At 56.0% G+C, this 19,359-nt stretch carries 14 protein-coding genes; 6 read left to right on the forward strand and 8 right to left on the reverse strand.

The window, feature by feature from the left end:
- Positions 1-11 precede the first annotated feature (11 nt).
- The 4 genes from C2I18_RS06630 to C2I18_RS06645 form a co-directional block, all read right to left on the reverse strand.
- Complete coding sequence (locus tag C2I18_RS06630; RefSeq protein ID WP_249900470.1) at positions 12-749, reverse strand: glycosyltransferase family 2 protein; 738 nt, start codon at positions 747-749, stop codon at positions 12-14.
- Positions 746-1,777, reverse strand: a complete 1,032-nt coding sequence (locus tag C2I18_RS06635) for a glycosyltransferase family 2 protein (RefSeq protein WP_249900471.1) — start codon at positions 1,775-1,777, stop codon at positions 746-748. Before C2I18_RS06635 ends, C2I18_RS06630 begins: the two co-directional genes overlap by 4 nt.
- Positions 1,774-2,622 carry a glycosyltransferase family 2 protein gene (locus tag C2I18_RS06640; protein WP_249900472.1) on the reverse strand — a complete coding sequence of 283 codons (849 nt, stop codon included), beginning with the start codon at positions 2,620-2,622 and terminating at the stop codon, positions 1,774-1,776. The genes C2I18_RS06635 and C2I18_RS06640 overlap by 4 nt, the downstream gene beginning before the upstream one ends.
- Before the next feature lie 168 nt (positions 2,623-2,790).
- Positions 2,791-7,845 (reverse strand): WIAG-tail domain, encoded by a 5,055-nt coding sequence (locus tag C2I18_RS06645; protein ID WP_249900473.1) that lies wholly within the window; start codon positions 7,843-7,845, stop codon positions 2,791-2,793.
- Between the two features lie 236 nt (positions 7,846-8,081).
- Here C2I18_RS06645 and C2I18_RS06650 point away from each other — a divergent pair, with 236 nt between their 5' ends.
- The 3 genes from C2I18_RS06650 (at position 8,082) to C2I18_RS06660 (ending at position 12,393) form a co-directional block, all read left to right on the forward strand.
- Positions 8,082-9,176: a YheC/YheD family endospore coat-associated protein gene (locus C2I18_RS06650; protein WP_249900474.1), complete on the forward strand. Its 1,095-nt coding sequence runs from the start codon at positions 8,082-8,084 to the stop codon at positions 9,174-9,176.
- Between the two features lie 88 nt (positions 9,177-9,264).
- Positions 9,265-10,056: an archaetidylserine decarboxylase gene (gene asd / locus C2I18_RS06655; RefSeq protein WP_249900475.1), complete on the forward strand. Its 792-nt coding sequence runs from the start codon at positions 9,265-9,267 to the stop codon at positions 10,054-10,056.
- Between the two features lie 282 nt (positions 10,057-10,338).
- The gene (locus tag C2I18_RS06660; RefSeq protein WP_249900476.1) at positions 10,339-12,393 is read left to right on the forward strand and encodes a methyl-accepting chemotaxis protein; all 2,055 of its coding nucleotides are present in this window, start codon (positions 10,339-10,341) and stop codon (positions 12,391-12,393) included.
- 180 nt (positions 12,394-12,573) lie between these two features.
- Here C2I18_RS06660 and gpmA read toward each other — a convergent pair whose 3' ends face one another.
- From gpmA to pdxR, 4 genes are all read right to left on the reverse strand, one after another.
- Positions 12,574-13,323 carry a 2,3-diphosphoglycerate-dependent phosphoglycerate mutase gene (gpmA, locus tag C2I18_RS06665; RefSeq protein ID WP_249900477.1) on the reverse strand — a complete coding sequence of 250 codons (750 nt, stop codon included), beginning with the start codon at positions 13,321-13,323 and terminating at the stop codon, positions 12,574-12,576.
- A gap of 116 nt (positions 13,324-13,439) precedes the next feature.
- On the reverse strand, positions 13,440-13,712 hold the full coding sequence (locus C2I18_RS06670) for a hypothetical protein (RefSeq protein WP_249900478.1): 273 nt from the start codon (positions 13,710-13,712) through the stop codon (positions 13,440-13,442).
- 375 nt (positions 13,713-14,087) lie between these two features.
- The gene (locus C2I18_RS06675) at positions 14,088-14,873 is read right to left on the reverse strand and encodes a helix-turn-helix domain-containing protein (protein WP_249900479.1); all 786 of its coding nucleotides are present in this window, start codon (positions 14,871-14,873) and stop codon (positions 14,088-14,090) included.
- 142 nt (positions 14,874-15,015) lie between these two features.
- On the reverse strand, positions 15,016-16,566 hold the full coding sequence (pdxR, locus tag C2I18_RS06680; protein ID WP_249900480.1) for a MocR-like pyridoxine biosynthesis transcription factor PdxR: 1,551 nt from the start codon (positions 16,564-16,566) through the stop codon (positions 15,016-15,018).
- Positions 16,567-16,707: 141 nt separating this feature from the next.
- Here pdxR and C2I18_RS06685 point away from each other — a divergent pair, with 141 nt between their 5' ends.
- From C2I18_RS06685 to C2I18_RS06695, 3 genes are all read left to right on the forward strand, one after another.
- On the forward strand, positions 16,708-17,325 hold the full coding sequence (locus C2I18_RS06685; RefSeq protein ID WP_249900481.1) for a pyridoxamine 5'-phosphate oxidase family protein: 618 nt from the start codon (positions 16,708-16,710) through the stop codon (positions 17,323-17,325).
- Between the two features lie 43 nt (positions 17,326-17,368).
- A complete protein-coding gene (locus C2I18_RS06690; RefSeq protein ID WP_249900482.1) occupies positions 17,369-17,920 on the forward strand; it encodes a hypothetical protein in 552 nt (183 codons plus the stop codon).
- A gap of 112 nt (positions 17,921-18,032) precedes the next feature.
- Positions 18,033-19,334 (forward strand): aminotransferase class I/II-fold pyridoxal phosphate-dependent enzyme, encoded by a 1,302-nt coding sequence (locus C2I18_RS06695; protein WP_249900483.1) that lies wholly within the window; start codon positions 18,033-18,035, stop codon positions 19,332-19,334.
- Positions 19,335-19,359: the final 25 nt, after the last annotated feature.

The raw sequence follows: 19,359 nt of genomic DNA on the forward strand, positions 1-19,359 counted from the left end.
GGCAATATTGATCAGAAGTACTGCAACGGATCCACTCTCCACTTTTCCATAAAAATACTGCGGTTGCGCTCCACAAGCTCCCGGAGTCCGGAGGCGTATACTTCCTTGAAGCTGGCGCTTCCTTCATGATGCACCAGACAGTCCCCTGCAATCAGCAGCCGGTAGCCGCGCAGCCGGGCACGGTAACAGTAGTCGTCGTCTTCGTAATGCCCCGGCGAAAACCGTTCGTCAAGCAGACCTATGGCGTTCAAGAGTTCTCTTTTGAACAGAAAACAGAGCCCTACCAGCCGCCCCGTCTCCATCCATTTCGCGGGATCCGGAATATTCACCCTCTGTGCTTCAGCATGGAAACCGGGCATATCGCTGTAAGCCACCTGTACCTGCTGCCGGCCGCTGGCGTAGTTCGTCAAAGGGCCGACGATGCCGATATCCGGGGCGCTGTAGAGTGCTGATTTCAGATTGGACAACCAGCCCTGCGAGACGATCACGTCATTGTTCAGCAGCAGCAGTTCATCACCCGAAGCCATCTGCAGCCCCATATTGCAGGCTGCCGGAAAGCCGCAATTCACCGGCAGCGAGATAAAAGGAATACCGTTGATCCGGCAGTACTCGCCGGTACCGTCAGTCGAGGCATTATCGATCACTATAATTTCATAAGGAGTGTCTGTGTATGTCCGAATGGCCTCAATACAGGAGTGAAGCAGCTTCAGCCCGTTGTAGGTTGGAATAATGATACTGGTCAGTGTCATAGCCCGTTCCTCCAGTCGGCCATTTGCGCGCGCTGCCTCAGCAGCTGCTCCCCGGTGACAAATCCGGAAATCTCCCGCTCTGCAAAATAAGCCCCGAGCGCTTCAGCGTGGTCGCCGGCAATCAGCTGCGCCACCGCATTGCCTGCTCCTGTATTTTCTTTACGCAGCCGGTTATGCTTGATGACATTTACGCTTGCTGCCTTTTCTACGCGCAGGCCTTTTAGAATCGAGATAGCCTGCGCTTTGGGAGGAACCATCAGCTCCCGGCAGCCAATGGCGCTCAGCGCCTGGCGGGAGAGCGCATGCGGAACTGCCGTCATGGAGCTGGCGCCCAGATCACTGCGTCCCAGCACCATATTCAGATACATTTTATAGCGGCTGACATCATCGCTTGCACCGAATGGCGGAAGAAGATTATCCAGATCATTCAGCGCAACATCAACCCCTTTGTCTACGGCAGCGGCAAAAGCAGCCAGCTTGCCGGCCGGAATGGCCATGTCCCCGTCCAGGAAAAGGAGGATGTCCCCACGGCTAACCTTGGCGCCCATCGCACGCCCTACATCATGGCCGGCGGATTGCGGGCAATGCATAATGATTGCCCGGCTGCACATTCTGGCACACTGAAAGCTGTTGTCCGTGCAGCCGTTAAGCACCACAATGATCTCTGCAGGATTCAGCAGTTCTACCTGCTTCAGCAGGGCAGGAAGCGTAGAAGCTTCATTCCTGGCGGAGATGATCACGGACAGTGTACCGCGCAGTCCGGGACCAAACCGCACCGGATTAGACCCGGAAGAAGACTTGGCAGGTAAGGGCCGGGCAGCTGGCCTGCCTGCCCTATGTTTCCGCCGCACGCCGGATTTGCCGGAATCTGGAGCAGCTGTCTTGTTCGGGTTCTTACGCTGTACCGCTCTGCTGACTGAAGAGCGGCCTGCAGGAACCTTCAGCCCGTTCCGGCGGGGAGTAGAGCTGGCGGAACCTCCCCGCTTGCGCTGCGGCAGGCTGACAGACTGTGTGGCGGCAGCAGTCATCTCACCATCTCCCTTCGCCGGTTACCGTCGCTGTATCCCGCTCTGTCCCCCTTGTGCTCAAGAAGCTGCTGCACGGCATCCAGATGATCCCTGATGACGGCCTCCTGCAGGGGATCTTTGCCCCCTGTCTTACGGCGGACGGCATTCAGTTTACCTACAGGCACCCTAACCACCGGCTTGATGAGCAGACCGTCCAGCACCGCACGGGCATAGGCCATGGGGGGGCGGGATAACAGGCTGCTTCCCAGAGCAGCCAGCGCCTTACGGCTGATGGCATGCGGAACTGCCGTCAGCGAGCACCCCTTCAATTCCGGACGTCCGAGCATCATATTCAGCACATGCTTGGAGAGCACTACAGGATGAGGAAACCTGCTGCGGACCGGACCCGAATAATCATTCAGAGCCAGGTCGGCTCCGCCGCTGATGGCGGACACAAAAGGACGCAGCTGTTCTGCAGGGATCACCAGGTCACCGTCTGTGAACAGCAGTATCTCACCCTTCGCCGCCTCTGCTCCGACACTGCGGCCAACATCGTGTCCAAGCGGCTGTTCAAAGGCAATCACTTTTGCACCTGAGGAACGGGCAACTTCCGCTGTTTTATCGGCAGAGCCGTTAACAATTACAATAACCTCACAGCGCGGATGAACTCCCCTGGCACCGGCAATCACCTTGGCAATCGTCCGCGCCTCATTCATGGCCGGAATAATGACCGACACATAAGGCTCGGGGTGATTTCCTGCAGGCTTTACCGCCGCATGAGGCCCGGGCCGGGTGTTCCGCCGCACTGTCTGAGAAGCCCGCCGACCCTTGGGGCGGGCAGATGTTCGTTTTATTTTCAAGCTCATCCACCTTCCTTGCAGGGCATACTGCCGGGCTTAGGGTTACATCACAGTCTATGTAATCCGGGACGCCGGGTAACGGCAAATGTCTCCCTGCCGGGCCAAAATTGGACAGATGCCGCGTCCGCAGCGAAGGCGCAGCCAGCGGCTGCGCCTGTTAATGACAATCCTTATTTAATCAAACACCCGGTTTTCCGTATGCGGTTTGGTCAGCGGAGAACCGAGGGCGATCCAGGACAGCACGCCGTAAAAATGCTGGGTTTCCCGCAGACGGCACACCTGAATGACTGCATCGCCGCCGCCTCTGCTCTTCAATGAAGCATGGAAGAAAGGTTGATTGGTCATGGCAACCAGCACATAGCCGGTATGGCCAAAGTTTTCGTCGAACGAGACGCTGACTTCCACACTCTCTTCATCGCCTTTGAACATAAATGCGGTCATTCCAAACTGCTGCAGCACCTCGCGGTTGCCGGCACTCTGCACCGGACTGAAGGACAGGTGCTCTGGCCCTACTGCGCCGCGGGCCAGATGCGCTCCCGTTACTGCGCCGGAAGCAATGTGGTGGTTCTGCACGCTTTCTTCTTCCAGGTGGCGGGATTGGACTGCAAAGGAAGCAATTTTGGAAGCATCCACCGCCTCTTCCTGCAGTTCTGCCGGACCCACCGCACCTTCAGCAAGCTTAGCTGTTCCAATACTGCCGTCAGCCAGCTTTTCTCCGGTAATACTGCCGTCCAGAAGCAGTCCGTCACTGCGGACCTCATCATCCAGATGGGCCAGCTTGATGACTCCCGGAAGCAGATGACGCTCCTCCAGGATGCCGTCAACCAGATGTTCGCCGTACACGCTCTCGGGCTGCAGATGCTGCGGACCCACCGCCGCGTCAGCCAGCTTCTCTCCGCCAAGGCTTCCGTCAGGAATCAAATCCGGAGTCAGCGCGTCTTCAGCCAGATGCTTCAGCGTAATACTGCCGCTGCGGATATGGCGGCTGTCTACCGACTCTGCCGATAAATGGCCGCTAAAGACACTGCCAGGAGCCAAATGGGAGGCGCCAACCGATCCGCCTGCCAGCTTCGTCCCGCTGAGTCCTCCATCCGGGATCAGATCCGCAGTCAGAGTGTCCTTAGCCAAGTGGCTCAGCGTAATGCTGCCGCTGCGGATATGGCGGCCCTCCACTGCTTCAGCTGCCAAATGCTCTTCGTACACAGCGCCGGAAGCGAGCTGCGACGGGCCGATTGCTCCTTCTGCCAGCTTCTCTCCGCCAAGGCTTCCGTCAGGAATCTGATCCGCGGTCAGCGCGTCTTCAGCCAGATGCTTCAGCGTAATGCTGCCGCTGCGGATATGGCGCCCCTCCACTGCTCCTGCACTTAAATGCCCGCCATTGACACTGCCAGGGGCTAACTGAGAGGAGCCTACCGACTCTTCCGCCAGCTTCTTCCCGCTCAGGCTGCCGTCGATAATCAGATCCGGGGTCAGCGTTTCAATGGCAAGATGCTGCATGGTAACACTGCCGCTGCGGATATGGCTGCTGTTAACGGTGCCCGCGGCCAGATGTTTTCCGTTTATGCTGCCTTCGGCCAAATGGCCGGAGCTGACTGAACCCGCAGCGAGCTTCTGTCCGCCAAGACTGCCGTCAGGGATCAAAGCCGGGGTCAGTGTCTCTGCTGCCAGATGGTTCAGCGTAATGCTGCCGCTGCGGATGTGCTGTCCTTCAACAGCCTCCGCCGCCAAATGCCCGCCGTTCACGCTGCCAGGGGCTAAGTGAACCGATCCGACGGATGCGCCTGCCAGCTTGTTACCGCCGAGGCTGCCGTCAGGGATAAGCTCAGAAGTCAGCGTTTCCTCCGCCAGATGCGCAAGCGTAATACTGCCTTCGCGGATGTGACGGCTCTCCACTGCTTCCGCCGCCAAGTGCCCGCCATTCACGCTGCCCTGGATTAACTGGAGCGATCCGACGGATTCTGCAGCCAGCTTCTGTCCGCCAAGACTGCCGTCAGGGAGAAGATCGGGGCTAAGTGTCTCAGCCGCCAGATGCTTCATAGTAATGCTGCCGCTGCGGATATGGCGGCTTTCCACCGCTTCTGCAGCCAGATGCCCGCCGTACACGCTGCCGGCAGCCAGATGGAAAGAGCCTACAGCACCTGCAGCCAGCTTCTTCCCGTTCACACTGCCGTCGGGAACCAGGTCCGGGCTCAGCGTCTCCGGGGCCAGATGCTTCATAGTAATGCTGCCGCTGCGGATATGGCGGCTTTCCACAGCCTCAGCTGCCAAATGCTCTTCCCCCACACTTCCGGAGGCCAGCTGGAAGGAACCGACAGCATCCTTGGCAAGCTTCTCTGCACCGATACTTCCGTCAGGGAGAAGGTCCGGGCTTCTCGTCTCTTCTGCCAGATGCTTCAGGGTGATGCTGCCTTTACGGATGTGGCGGCTTTCTACAGCTTTTGCCGCCAGCTGTTCCCCGTTCACACTGCTGAGAGCCAGATGTGAGGAGTCTACCGACCCTTTTGCCAGCTTCTCCGCACCGATACTGCCGTCCGGAAGCAGGTCTTGGCTCAGTGTCTCTGCGGCCAGATGCGTAAGAGTGATGCTGCCGCTGCGGATATGACGGCCATCCACTGCCTCTGTGCTCAGATGCCCGCTGCCTACACTGCCCTGAGCCAGCTGGAGCGGGCCGACGGAACCTTCTGCCAGCTTATCTGCACCGATACTGCCGTCCGGAAGCAGGTCGGGACTCAGTGTTTCTGCGGCCAAATGCGCAAGGGTGATGCTGCCGCCGCGGATATGACGGCCGGTAACCGACTCTTCGGCCAACTGCTCTCCGCATACGCTGCCGGAGGCTAACCGTGTGGCGTCAATGGTACCCTGGGCCAACTTATCACCGGTGATGCCTCCTTCAGGCAGCCACTCCGCGCTGCGGACCTCTCCGGCCAGATGATCCAGGGTAATCCCGCCCTGACGGATATGCCGCCCTTCCACTGACTCTTCTGCCAGATGGCTGCCGGTTACAATTTCGGGGAGCAGGTGGCGGGAGGATACAGCCCCATCAGCGAGCTTGGAGCTGCTGATGACGCCCTCCTGCAGCTGAATAGCCGAGATAGAGGCGGGCAGGATATGTCCGTTCCCGATGGTCATCGGCCGGATATGCGCCCCTCCTACACTTCCCGGTGCCAGATGTCTGCCCTGCACCGCCGTATCGCTGATCGAAGACGGCCCTACCGCTCCAGCCGCAAGATGCTCGGGACCAACCGCAGAAGCTGCCAGTTTCACGGCATCCACGCTGCCATCGGCCAGCTTGCCGGAAGTGACTGACAAATCGCTGAGCTTATCTGTAGAGACGCTCTCCGGTGATAATTTCAATGAAGTAACCGCATGATCGGCCAGATGATGCGGCTGCACTGCTCCTGCGGCAAGATGGATTTCCTTCACGGCGCCCGAGGCCAGCTTATCGGCTGAGACTGAGCCGGATTGCAGGGCAGATGAAGTGACGCTGTTCTCCGCCAGATGTCTGCGTTCTATAGCTCCCGGAGCCAGATGCTCCGCATCCACCACCGCACCCTGAAGTACTCGACCGCTGACGCTGCCGTCTGCCAGATGTTTCTCCTCTACCGTGCAGACAGCAATATGCTCTCCGCTGACCGCTTCCTTCGCGATTGCATTTGCGGCAACTGCCCCTGCAGCAAGCTTGGAGGCAATAATGGCGCCGTCCGCCAGCTTCGCGGCTGTAACACTTGACGGCTGCAGATGTTCTCCTGCTACAGCCTCATCCGCCAGCTGGTCACCGGTCACCGCACCGGATGCAAGGTGGCTGGTCAGAACCGACTGTTCCTGCAGCTGCTCTGAACCTACGGATTCCAAAGCCAGGTGGGAGTGATCTATAACCTCCCGCTGCAGATGGACCCCGGAAATCGCCTGCATGGCAATCTGCGGGCCCCGTATGGCTGACTTGGCGATATGCCGGGTAGTGACGGCTTCGTCTGCGATTTTGTTCGCCACAATACTCTGATCTGCAATTTTGGATGAAGTCACGGCCTGCTCGATCAGCTGGGCGGTTCCTACCGCCCCTTCCGCCAGTTTTACGAAGGAGATACTGCGGTCAGCCAGGTGGCGGCCGGATATTTCGCCGTCGGCGATATGACTGCCGTTCACACTTTCCGGGTTTAAATGCTGGCTCCGTACAGCTTTATCCCCAAGCTGCCGCGAACCTACTGCACCGTCAGCGAGATGGCTGCTGTCGATCACGCCCGCCCCCAGCTGATCTTTGCCGATCAGCCGGCTGGCCAGCTGCTCCCTTCCGATCGCGCCGGGGGCCAGGTGCTTCGCCGTAACGGCACCGTCACTCAGGTGCCGGCTTTCAATGACCGCATCTCCCAGCTTGGCGCCGCTGACTTCGCCGTCGGCGATTTTGTCGCCGGATACAGCGCCGTCAGCCAGCTTGGAGCGGTCGATGCTTCCGTTGACCAGATGACGGCCGACTATGCTGCTGGTCAGAATTTTCTCGCCGCTTACCGCGCCGTCCTCCAGCAGATCCGCTGTAATCAGCAGCTCGCTGAGATGGCGGCTGGAAATCGCGCGGTCGGCAATCTGCCCGCCGCCGATAATCCGGTCGGCCAGCTTTTCCGGACCGATGCTGCCGTTCTTGAGCTTTTCGCCGCCGATCGAATGATCGAGAAGCTTTCCGCCGCTTACGCTTCCTTCCGCCAGGTGCTCACCCGAAACAGACTCGGGGGCAATTTTGGCAGAGGTGATCGCCTTGTCCGCGATGTTGATGCTCTGGACTGCGTAGTCCTGCAGCCACGGTGTTCCGATAATGCCGAATTTCAGCTTGGACCCGTCAATAGTGCGGGGAGCGATTTTTTGGCCGGTAACCGCAGCATCTGACAGATCGTCGGTGTAGACAGTCTGCAGACGCTCTTTTTCCGGCACAGGCAGCGCCCGTTCCGGCACCGGCGGCGGAATTTCCTCCATTAACTGCAGCTGATGCACCGCAGGTTCCTCCTGCTCCTTATCCGGCACAGCAGGCTGCGGCGGAGCTTCAAGCTCAGCCACATCTACCCCGCTGACCTGCAGGGACTGATCCTGGACATCCGGCTCATCACTGCCCGCTGGAGCCTCTAACCCTCCTTGCAGCTTTGGACTGCTGCCCAGCATGCTCAGCTCTGTTTTATTAGGATTATCCACGTAATAGAGTCGCTTTTTCGAATTGCGGTACCCGTTCTTTCTGGAGCCCTTCACAAGCAGTCTCCTCCTTCCATCTGATGTTTCTCCTAGGCATCATATGCAGGGAAGTGGGCGAATGACACCCTTGCAGCTTTCAGTTTACTTTACGGCAGCACCGGATATATCCATTCTGATACTTAAAAAAAGGCTCCTGCCTGCACACATTCGTCCATCCTGACTCCCCCGTACAAACATACAATGGGAAATGAAGGGAAGATCCGTAAATAGGCAAGTTAACAGGAGGAACACACATGGGGCAAAAGCTCGTTGGAATACTGCTAAATGCCGCTATGCACCGGGGCGTTCCCCGGTCTGAGACGGGACAGGAGTCCATTGCCAGCTATGAGGAGGCAGCCTCCGCATACGGGCTGGTCCCCTGTTTTCTGAAGCTGTCCGATATTGATCTGGAAACCGGATTCAGCATGGCTTATATGAAATCCCCCCAAGGCTACCGGAATGTCGTCATTCCGACGCCCGGAGTTATTCATAACCGGGCGATTTACAGCCCTGAAAGCAGCGGAATTGACCGGCTGATCCGCAAGGGGATTCTGGTATACAATTCCTGCAACCGTTACGGCAAGGACCAGATTCACGCTCTGCTGGAGCAGAATGCAGAACTGCAGGACTATCTGCCGGCCACAGCGACCGGACTATCCGGCCTCAAAGAAATGATGGAGGAATTTCCCGATCTGATCCTTAAGCCGTGCCGCGGGAGCATTGGCGCCGGAGTCATGCGGCTCTCCCGTGTCAGCCCGCAGCGCTGGATCTGGAGCTATCAGCCTGGCGGGTCCAATGAGTGGATCAACACTTTTGTCGATCAAGACAGCCTGCCGAAGGCGCTGCGGATGTTTTTTGCGAAAAGCCATTATCTTGTCCAGGAACGCATTCCGCTGGCTGAGATCGGCGGCAGGCCGTATGACCTGCGGGTTACGGTGCAGCGCGGCTGGGGCGGCGGATGGCGGGTAACCGGTATGTTCGCAAAGCTTGCTGAAGCAGGCAGCTTTGTCTCGAACATTGCCCGGGGCGGCGAAGCGCTGAACTGCGCAGAGGTGCTGGAGCAGACCTTGGGAGGAGAGACCGCGGCCCGCATCCGTATGCTGGTTACGGACCTCAGCCTCAGCATCGCCCGTGAGCTTGCACAGAGCCTGCCCGGACTTGCCGACATCGGTCTTGATATCGGCGTCACCCGTGACCAAAAAATCTATTTCATTGAATGCAACGCGCGTGATCAGCGGTACGGTTTCCAGAAAGCCGGACTGGGTGCCGCCTGGAAGGAAAGCTACCGCAGACCCATGGGGTTCGCGCGCTATCTGCATGAATACCCCTCACAGTATAACGGTTATTGATTTGTCTCTTATTCTATGTCAATATAATGCAGAGCGGAGTGCGGTCCCGAAAGGGGCCGTACCGCTGCATCATGGAAGGGAGATGGGCATGGTTAAACAATTGCTGCGGCTGATGACCGAGCTGTCCTCACACCGGTGGCTGTCCCGGTTAATGGGAGCTTTTTCCCATAGCAGACTCAGCCGTTTTCTGATTCCGGCATTTATTCGAATGTATCAAATCCCCGCCGACGAAGCGGAGAAGCATTCCAGGGAATACCGTACGCTTAACGAGTTTTTCAGCCGCAGGCTGAAGCCGGATATGCGTCCTGTTGCGGGCGAAGCAGATGCGGTAGCCAGCCCGGTAGATGCGATAATTACCGCCATGGGCGATATCCATTCCGGAACCATTATGAATGTAAAAGGCCAGGATTATGAGCTGGAAGATCTGCTCAATCACTCTCCGCACCTGGAGCTCTACAAAAAAGGGTTCTATCTGGTGCTGTATCTCAGCCCGACGGACTATCACCGGATTCATTCTCCCTTAACCGGGCGGAAGATTGAGAGCGACCATATCCGCGGCAGGGCTTATCCTGTCAACGAGTTCGGCATGAGACACATGAAGGGTGTATTGAGCCGCAATGAACGGCTCATTACATATATTGCGGGAGCAGGCGGCGAAGCCGCTGTTGTCAAAGTCGGTGCAATGAACGTAAGCAGTATCCGCTACAGTGATGAGCAGGCTGCCGAATGGCAGATCGGCGACGAGCTGGCCTATTTCGAGTTCGGCTCCACCGTGGTATTGCTGCTGGAAAGCGGCACCTTTACTCCGCGCCCCGGACTTGCCGTAGGGACCAAAGTGAAGATGGGCGAGCTGCTGGGCGTCCTGCGGCGTCCTTCTTAGAACGACTACTGATTTCAAAAGCTAAAAGCCCCGTTCCGGAAGTGTGCCTGCGCTCTTTTGGACGGGGATTTTTAATGAATAGACATCCCCTCTTTTCACAGTACTTCACCTATTGAAATTCCGCAGAAGGAACTCCATTCAGTCTCCAAAAGCAACCCTCCCGTTGTTTCACGAATTCCCTTTAAACTTAAAATATTTGTAAAATCATTCCTCTATAAAATCCAGAATCCCCCTCCGATAAAGGGTTATGACGCAACATGACATCCAGGGGGAGAATTACAGATGCGCAAAGTAAAGCAAGCCTTCACCAAATTAAGCAACGTCTCATTACAGATTAAACTGCCAGCACTGATCACTTTGTTAGTGATTGCCAGTGTGCTACTTTTGTCTGTTTCCGTATACCGCATGGGCTCAGGTCTGCTCCTCAAAAAGAGCAAGGATGAAATTACCGCGAACGCGGACAGAATCGGGGAGGGGCTGTGGACAGCCGCGCAGCTGCAGATGCAGTCTTCCTATCTGATTTCCTCGGAGGAACTGTTCCGCGTAATGTTGGAGCTCCGGGAGTCAGGGACGATGTCCGATGACGAATTTTTTTCCGGGGAAAACCCGTACCTGAACGCCGCCAATCAAAAACTGGCGAACTTCCTTAAGAATACACAGGGCAGCCAGTCCCTTACCCTCCTCGATACCAATGGAATCATTGTAGCCGGAAGCAATCCGGAGACCGTCGGGGATTCGCGTGCGGATCGCGAGTATTTTCAGAAGGCCCTGCTGGGCCAGCCTTTTATCAGTGATGCCATCACCTCCGCCAGTACGGGCAAGCTGATTGTTGCCTTTTCACAACCGGTTAAGGATATGAACGGCAAGATCATCGGCGTATATTCCACCAATATGGACTCGTCCTTTTTTACAGATAAACTGGGGAGAATCTCCATCAACGGGCAGGGCCAGATCGAAATCCTGAGCAGAAGCGGAATTGTGCTGTACAACTCGAGGGATGAGACAAAAATCGGGGTGAAACCTGAAGGCATCGAATCTCTGCTGGAAATGAAACCTGAGAACGATATTATCACCGGGGAGGCAGATCTCGGAACGCAGTATTTACGGTATAACAAAATTCCCGGATCGGACTGGAGTGTGTCGGTCATCGATTCATACAAAGATATTAAAATGCCGATCTACTCCATGCTGAAGCAGATTGTACTTCTTGCGGTTGCGGCCGTGGTGATCGCCACATTCATTGGCCTGCTGATCTCCAGATCGATTACCCGGCCGATTGTCAAGCTCAGCAGACTGTTCACACAGCTGGCTTCAGGAGACCTGAAGGTTACAGCAGACGGCGATTACACGAGTGAGTTCAAGGAGCTGGCCGGCAGCTTTAATACGATGGTTCAGCACAACCGGGCGCTCATTACGAATATGAATGCTTCGATCACTGTGCTCAATGCCAGCACCAGGGAGCTGGACAACTCCTCCAGTCAGACGGCAAGATCCATTTCCGAGACCACAACCACTACCGCTGAAATAGCGCTGGCCATGGAATCGCAGGCGAATGATACCGGAACGATGGTGGAGAAATTCTTCAGCTTTGGCGGAAAAATCGTCTCCATGAACGATAAAGCCCAATCCGTGAAGGAGCGGGCGGATGAGATCGTCACCGTCTTCCATGACAGCAGCAGAGTGATTGAAGAGCTGGCCAGAGTCAGTGAAAATAATGATGCCGAGGTAAGGAAAATCTCTGACATCACCCGGAGGCTGCAGGAAAGCTCGGACAGCATCGGCAGAATTACCGGCGCGATCAACAACATTGCCAACCAGACCAATCTGCTTGCCCTTAACGCTTCCATTGAGGCGGCAAGAGCAGGTGAACATGGCCGGGGGTTCGCAGTGGTTGCTGCCGAAATCCGCAAGCTTGCCGAACAGAGCGCTGCGCAATCCAATGAGATTAACGGGATCATCGGGCAGAACATGGCTTTTGTAGAAGAAAATTATCAAAGCGTGCAGCAGATCCGGGATATCTCACAGCTGCAGGATGAGTATGTAGAAAAAACAAAACATGCCTTTGAAGCCATCCATCACAATGTGCTGGACATCACCGGACAAATTAACAGCATGGCCGGCGACATCTCGCTTATGCAGCAGGATAAAGACGAGATGCTGGAGTCCTCCCAGAATCTGTCCGCTTCCGGTGAGGAAGTATCCGCTTCTGTAGAAGAGGTTACGGCCACGATCCAGGAGCAGTCCTACATGGTGCAGCAGCTGTCGGAGATGGTCCGGACCATTGACCGGCTGTCAGGGGATCTGGCCGAAGCGGCATCCAGATTCAAGACGGAGTAATCCGGTCCGTAAGCATACAATAAGCAGCATGTCCCTCGGGAACTGAACCTGCCAGAGTGTGATCTGCAAATCTCTGTGTCGGCTGGTTCGCCGGATGGGACATGCTGCTTTTTGGCTGTTCAAGCTCAGGTATTGATGTCCGCCGTGCCGGCACAGACATGCTATAAGCCTTATATGCTGTTATTCTGTCACCTTGCCCGGGTTCGCCACCTCGCGGGCTTTCTGCTGGACTTCTTCCGGTACACCCAGATAAAAACGGCTGAGCGGCTTCACATCATCATCCAGCTTGTATACCAGCGGCACACCGGTCGGCACATTGAGGTCGAGCAGCTCGGTCTCGTCGATGTCCTCCATATATTTAATCAGTGCCCGCAGGGTATTGCCGTGTGCCGAGACCAGCACCCGCTCCTTCTTGCGGATCAGCGGTACAATCCGTTTGTTCCAGAAATCGCCGACCCGGTGGACGGTATCCTCCAGGCTCTCTCCGCGAGGGATATCACCGGGCCGCACATCCTTGTACCGGACATCACTGCGGGCATACCGCGGATCATCCGGCGTAAGCAGCGGCGGACGGACCGACAGGCTGCGCCGCCAGATGTGCAGCTGCTCGTCGCCGTATTTCAGCGCGGTTTCGCTTTTGCTCAGACCCTGCAGGGCACCGTAATGGCGCTCGTTAAGCTTCCAGGATTTCTGTACAGGAATCCAGAGGAGATCCATCTCCTCAAGCACGTAGTGCAGTGTTTTGATCGAACGCTTCAGCACAGAGGCAAAGGCCAGGTCGAATGTATATCCCGCCTCTTTTAAAAGCCTGCCCGCAGACTTCGCCTCCTGCACCCCTTTTTCCGTGAGATCCGGATCGCTCCAGCCGGTAAACAGATTCTGCCGGTTATATTCACTTTCCCCATGGCGTAACAATACGATTTCGTACATGTCCTCACTCCTTCGGCTTTGAATGTATTATTGTATTAATACAGCTTTGGGCTGCCGATTGCCGGGTTTCTCTTGTGGGTGGGATGGGTTGGAATGGTTAGTTGGAATTCCTCCGCTTATTTTGGCTCACTTGCCGCAGATGAGGGGAAATACATACTTTTAGGTGGAGTTTTTCCCGCTACGCTGCTCATTCCGCGCTTTTTTCTAGCATTAGCTGGAGTATTTCCACTTCGCTGAATCAGCTGCCCCACCGCCGCGCCAAGACCTGCTCCAATTAACCTTATGCCCTGAAAAAAGCAGAGAGATACGCATTCCGGTCCGCCGTCTGCACGATATATGTTTTCTGGGTTGCCGTCTGCACTATATATGTTCTGCGCTGCTGTTTCCATCCGCCACTTGTGGGTCCTCCGCTGTCTGCCCTGCCGCTTTCACACACACTTTACAGTTAATCCCAAGCCATCTGTCCGCCCGGCCAATCATTACAAAAAACCGGCGCCTCCTGGCCCCGGTTTCTCTGCTGTATATGTTCTATGTTGTACGCTCTATAATTAGAACCAAGTTGCGGCCAGTTCGCTGGCCTGCTTCAGACGTCTCCAGCGGTTACGGCATACTCCGGTGCCCCCACCCTTGCATGCGTTATTGAATATCCGGCGTCCTCTAATCATCTGGTCGTTCTCCCTTCTCAAGCTGCTATGTAAATCCTCTGTAAACCAGGTTGCAACGTATTTACCCTTACGGCAATAACCTGAAACAACGGAGGAGCATCAGCGGATTTCGGAGGGACTTTTACCGGTATGCTGTTTGAACTGGCGGCTGAAAAAGAAAATATCACGGTAGCCCAGCGCATCAGCCACCTCTGTAACGTTCATTCCGGCATACAGCAGCAGGTGCTGCGCCCGTTCAATCCGTGCCCGGATGACGTAAGACTGGACGGATGAACCGGTAATTTCCTTGAATTTGATGGAAAAATAACGCGGCGACAGCCCCGCCCGGGCTGCCAGATCCTCGACCCGGTGCGCAGCACCCGGATGCTGGCTGATATAGTTGGCCACTTCATGAATGACCTCCGCCAATTGGTTGCTGACATGCCGCTCTACCGGAACCATCCGGTCCTCGCGCAGCAGATGAATCATCAGCTGCTTCAGAATGAGCTGGCCCTCCTCTTCGGCAGCAAAGGTCTTGACCAGGAAGAGCCGGACATAACGCGCGAGCAGATGCTCGAACTCCACCGTCTCGGTCAGGATATGGTAAGGCTCGGGAATATCCGTTACCTCTTCAGTTACATCAAAATGGATGTATGTAATAACAAGCGGTTTTTGCGGATTATGCGTCGCATAGGTATGGTCGCCCGGACGGAACAGGAAGCAGCTTCCCTTGCCGACCTGAAAAGGCACCCCGTTGCGCACAACCGTCCCTTCCCCGCTCCAAATATAAAACAGATCATAATTTTGCAGCGGCTTCTCTCTCTTTTGCCATTTCCAGCTGGGCTCGCAGACAATTTTGGCCAGGGCAGGCAGGACTACAAAAGAGGACGGCGATGCATGAAGCATAAAATCCCCTCCTAAAAAGCTTACTTCTTATTAAATAACGGTCCCGACGGGGACCTGGCTATTTCAGCTCAAATTTGGCGGTGCCAAACTGAGGCCTTCTGCGGAATTTCGTTATCCGCATGGATGTCTATATCATACCTTGTCACCTCATGTTTTGCACATCCTCCCAGGCTGAACGCAGCCGGAAAATCCCTTCCTCCAGCTCTGTTTCATTCAGATGCGAGAAATAAAAGCAGGCAGCGGGCGCTCCGGGAGACATCCGGTACAGCCTGGCATCGCGGAAGCCCGTACTGCGCAGTGCGGCAGCTGCCTGGAAGGCGGCGAATTCCTCTGCACTCCGCAGCCACCTCGCGTAAATATGCAGCCCAGAATCTCCGGGATGCGGCTCGAAGAGCATGCCCAGCTGCTCTGACAGCAGGCTGCGGAAGAAGCGGGCCCGCTCGCCGTAGATCCGGGTCATGCGCCGCAAATGGCGGCTGTACTCCCCCGTATTCATAAAGCGCGCCAGAGCCCGCTGCTCCAGCTGGCCGCCGGGAAGCGGCTCATACAGCGCTTTGGCGGCAGTTACGGGAGCTGTAAGCGCCGGGGGAAGCACAGCATAGCCAAGCCTTAGCCCGGAGAACATGCTGTTTGAGAAGGAGCCGATATAGACCACCCGCTCCTCCCGGTCCAGCGCCTTCAGCGGCTCTATGGGCCGGCCTGTCCAGCGGAACTCGCTGTCATAATCGTCCTCGATAATGACGGCTTCATGCCGCTTCGCCCATTCCAGCAGGCTGCGACGGCGGTCCAGCGGCAGGACGGCTCCTGTAGGAAACTGGCGGCTTGGTGTCACGAACAGCAGCCGGGCATCCCAGTCTTCAGGGACAAGCCCGCTCTCATCCACCCGGCCGGGCAGCAGATGCCCTCCGCTGATCTCCACCGCCCTGCGGATCCCGTGGAAGCCGGGTTCCTCGACAACCGCAGCGCTCCCGGGTTCCAGCAGCAGCTGTGTCAGGAGAACAATGCCCTGCATCGAGCCGCTGAACAGCACGATCTGCCCGGCATCCGCGCGGATGCCCCGGGTAATCCCCAGATGGGCGGCAATCGCCCGCCGCAGGCTCTCGTCGCCCTGCGGCGGACAAAAACTCTCCATCCGTCCGCCGCCCTTGCCACCGGCGTAATTGAGCGCACTCCGCCATTCGCTGTACGGGAAATGCTCCATCGGCATGGCAGAGCTCTGGAAGCTGATAGAGCCTTCGCCGGCGTCCTTATAGACGGATATCTGCCGGTTCATCAGCCGCTCTCCCCAGGCCGAGAGCGGGATGACGGGGCGCGGCGAAGCTTGATGTTCACCGGTTCCCGGAGAGGACCTATCGGACGCGTCGGCAGCGGATACTGCGCCTGCATCAGCCGGCGGTGTCTGCACTCCCCCCTCTGCAGCGCTCCCCGCATCAGGCGGGAAGCTGCCGTCCGACACAAAGGTGCCCCGCCCCGTTTCCGTCTTGATGTACCCGTCAGCCAGCAGCATATCATATACCTGGGACACGGAGCCTCGGGACATTACATACAGTTCTGCCAGATGCCTGGTAGACGGCAGGCGTGTCCCCCCGGGCAGCTTACCTTCGAGAATGGCTGTGCGGAGTGCATGGTACAGCGCCAGATATTTGTAGCGGTAGATGGACAGATAGTGGTCATACGGCAGCGTAAAGTTCATGCGGATTTCCTCTTCATTTTATAGTGGACTACTAATTTTAATGTAAACTGGTCCTTTTTTATTGTCAATTGTTCCACTACTCTAAGTAAAACCTTAACAGCTCCCAAGCTTGGATATTTCATAGAGAGAGGAAGAACCGATATGCGCAGACAAGAATTTAAGATTGAACAGGAAGAGGAAGTGACGGAGTTTCTGCAGGGGATGAGCTTCGGCTTTCTCGGCACCAGCGATGAAGCCGGATTTCCGCGGGTAACTCCGCTTAACTTTGTCTATACGGAAGGCTGCTTCTATTTTCATGGCAGTCATGCCGGCGGCAAAATGGAGGCCATCCGCCGGCAGCCTCAGGTTTGTTTTACCGTAGCTGATGAATATGCACTGATTCCTTCCTACTTCAGTGACCCCGAGCTGGCCTGTCCAGCCACGGCCTATTTTAAAAGCGTAACCGCTTATGGAAAAGCCGAGCTTGTGGAATCCCCTGACGAGAAGGCTGCCGTGCTGTCACAATTTATGAAAAAGCTTCAGCCCGAAGGCGGTTACGCCCCCATCGATGCCGGGGATCCCAAATACCGTCCCCGCCTGAAGGGTGTAGCCGTGATCCGCATCGTTCCCGAAGAGCTGACGGCCAAATTCAAATTCGGCCAGAACCTGAAGGAAGACGCAAGGGATAAAGTGACCGGGGGCCTTGCCGGAAGGAACGGGGCGCGGGATGCCGAAACCATAGAGATGATGAAAAAATACTGCCCTTACCACAACGGCTAAGCTTCTGTTTCCATTAAGACTACTGCAGATTGGCGGAGATTATATGGATTACTTATATCACTATTATGATGAATCTACCGGCCCCTTCCGGAATCTCTCTGACTTGAGTCCTGAGGAAGCGGAGAACGTTCTTGCAGACATCCGCCGTAACAAAAAGGGGTTCGCAAGCAGGCGTTCTGCCGATTACCTTGAGATCCGCCGCGCGCTGGAGCTGAAGGCAAGGGAAGCCTTTATTGCCAAAGGGGGCCGGCCGCTCCGGCAGCATCCCCACTGCATGACGCTGGGCAGATGCCCCTGGCTGCTGGAGTGGTATCCCGAGGGAAAGGAGCTGCAAATCCCGCTGTCAGCGTTCGCTGATGATACGGTCAGTTTTACATACGGCGACCTCTTCCCGGCCATGCGGTTTCAGGACGGCAAACCGTACCGCGGGCAGGTCTATACACTGGACGAAATAGGAACTGTTATAGAGCGGTTCGGGCTGCCGCAGGACTGGAATCCGGACGGCGGCCTGGGGCCGGAGCGTTATATTGAGGTCCAGATCTGGGATGATGCACCTTTGGACAAGTGGTATGTACAAGCGCCACAAATTTTCTGAAAAGTATTTAAAAAAATGACGCTTTCTTCAGTGACGACAGCATGGTGCGGTGATATAATGTTAGGCAATGTTAGCGTATATATCCCAGAAGAATACCGGAAGGATGAAACTGATGAATCCACTGGCTGGACAATTGAACGAAAGCATCAAGGCAGGCAATGAACATGTGTACGATATGCTCTCTGATCTTGGCAAAGCGATCTATTTTCCCAAAGAGGGCATCCTGAGCCAATCGGCTGAAGCAACAGCTCACGCCAAGAAATACAATGCAACCATCGGTATCGCTACCGAGAATGGCTTGCCTATGCACCTGGGCGTTATTCAAGATAAGCTCTCCGCCTACAGCCCCAAAGACTTGTACGGGTATGCCCCGCCGGCAGGCAAGCCGGAGCTGCGCACCGTATGGCGTGAGAAAATGCTGCGCGAGAATCCGTCCCTTGAAGGCAAATCCTTCAGTAATCCTATCGTTACCAATGCCCTGACCCACGGGCTTAGCATAGTTGCCGATCTGTTCGCTGAACAGGGTGATGCCATCATCTATCCGGACAAGAACTGGGAGAATTACGAGCTGACCTTCGGAATCCGCCGTCTCAGCGAAACGGTCAATTATCCGCTTTTCACTGAAGATATGAGATTTAACAGCGATGGGCTTCTTGATGCCCTGCTCGCCCAGAAGGACCGGGGCAAAGCGATCGTGCTGCTTAACTTCCCGAATAACCCGACAGGCTATACTCCCGGCCTTGAGGAAGGCGAAGCCATTGTGGCCGCCATTCTCCGCGCCGCTGAGGAAGGCATCAACATCGTAGTTGTCAGTGATGACGCCTATTTCGGACTGTTTTTCGAGAACTCGCTTAAGGAATCCTTGTTCGGCCGCCTGGCGAATATCCACCCGCGCGTGCTGGCTGTGAAGATCGACGGGGCAACTAAGGAAGAATTCGTCTGGGGATTCCGCGTCGGCTTTATCACTTTCGCTTCGGAGAACAAGGAACTGCTGGCTGCTCTGGAACAAAAGACGCTCGGCATCATCCGTGCCACGATCTCCAGCGGAGCCCATCCGTCACAGACTTTTGTACTGGATGCGCTGAAATCGCCGCAGTTCACCGAGCAGAAGGAAGAGAAATTCCAGATCATGAAAGGCCGTGCCAACAAAGTGAAGGCGCTGCTGGACAGCGGCAAGTATGGCGATGATGTCTGGACTTATTATCCTTTTAACTCCGGTTATTTCATGTGCCTGAAGCTGCATACCGTCTCGGCTGAAGCCCTGCGCCAGCATCTGATTCATAATTATGGTCTCGGGACCATTGCTTTGGGTGAGACCGATCTTCGTATCGCCTTCTCCTGTATCGAGGAGGAGCAGCTTGAGGATCTGTTCGACATGGTGTATGCCGGCATCCGCGACCTGGAAAAGGCCTGATCTTATAACCGTTCTTTATACCCCT

Origin of the sequence: Paenibacillus sp. PK3_47 (genome assembly GCF_023520895.1) — a bacterium.
Lineage (GTDB): Bacteria > Bacillota > Bacilli > Paenibacillales > Paenibacillaceae > Paenibacillus_AQ.

Coding starts and splice junctions, on each gene's coding strand:
- C2I18_RS06630 (WP_249900470.1), bottom strand. CDS start 749: ATGACACTGACCAGTATCATTATTCCAACCTACAACGGGCTGAAGCTG.
- C2I18_RS06635 (WP_249900471.1), bottom strand. CDS start 1,777: ATGACTGCTGCCGCCACACAGTCTGTCAGCCTGCCGCAGCGCAAGCGG.
- C2I18_RS06640 (WP_249900472.1), bottom strand. CDS start 2,622: ATGAGCTTGAAAATAAAACGAACATCTGCCCGCCCCAAGGGTCGGCGG.
- C2I18_RS06650 (WP_249900474.1), top strand. CDS start 8,082: ATGGGGCAAAAGCTCGTTGGAATACTGCTAAATGCCGCTATGCACCGG.
- asd (WP_249900475.1), top strand. CDS start 9,265: ATGGTTAAACAATTGCTGCGGCTGATGACCGAGCTGTCCTCACACCGG.
- C2I18_RS06660 (WP_249900476.1), top strand. CDS start 10,339: ATGCGCAAAGTAAAGCAAGCCTTCACCAAATTAAGCAACGTCTCATTA.
- gpmA (WP_249900477.1), bottom strand. CDS start 13,323: ATGTACGAAATCGTATTGTTACGCCATGGGGAAAGTGAATATAACCGG.
- C2I18_RS06670 (WP_249900478.1), bottom strand. CDS start 13,712: ATGGAAACAGCAGCGCAGAACATATATAGTGCAGACGGCAACCCAGAA.
- C2I18_RS06675 (WP_249900479.1), bottom strand. CDS start 14,873: ATGCTTCATGCATCGCCGTCCTCTTTTGTAGTCCTGCCTGCCCTGGCC.
- pdxR (WP_249900480.1), bottom strand. CDS start 16,566: ATGAACTTTACGCTGCCGTATGACCACTATCTGTCCATCTACCGCTAC.
- C2I18_RS06685 (WP_249900481.1), top strand. CDS start 16,708: ATGCGCAGACAAGAATTTAAGATTGAACAGGAAGAGGAAGTGACGGAG.
- C2I18_RS06690 (WP_249900482.1), top strand. CDS start 17,369: ATGGATTACTTATATCACTATTATGATGAATCTACCGGCCCCTTCCGG.
- C2I18_RS06695 (WP_249900483.1), top strand. CDS start 18,033: ATGAATCCACTGGCTGGACAATTGAACGAAAGCATCAAGGCAGGCAAT.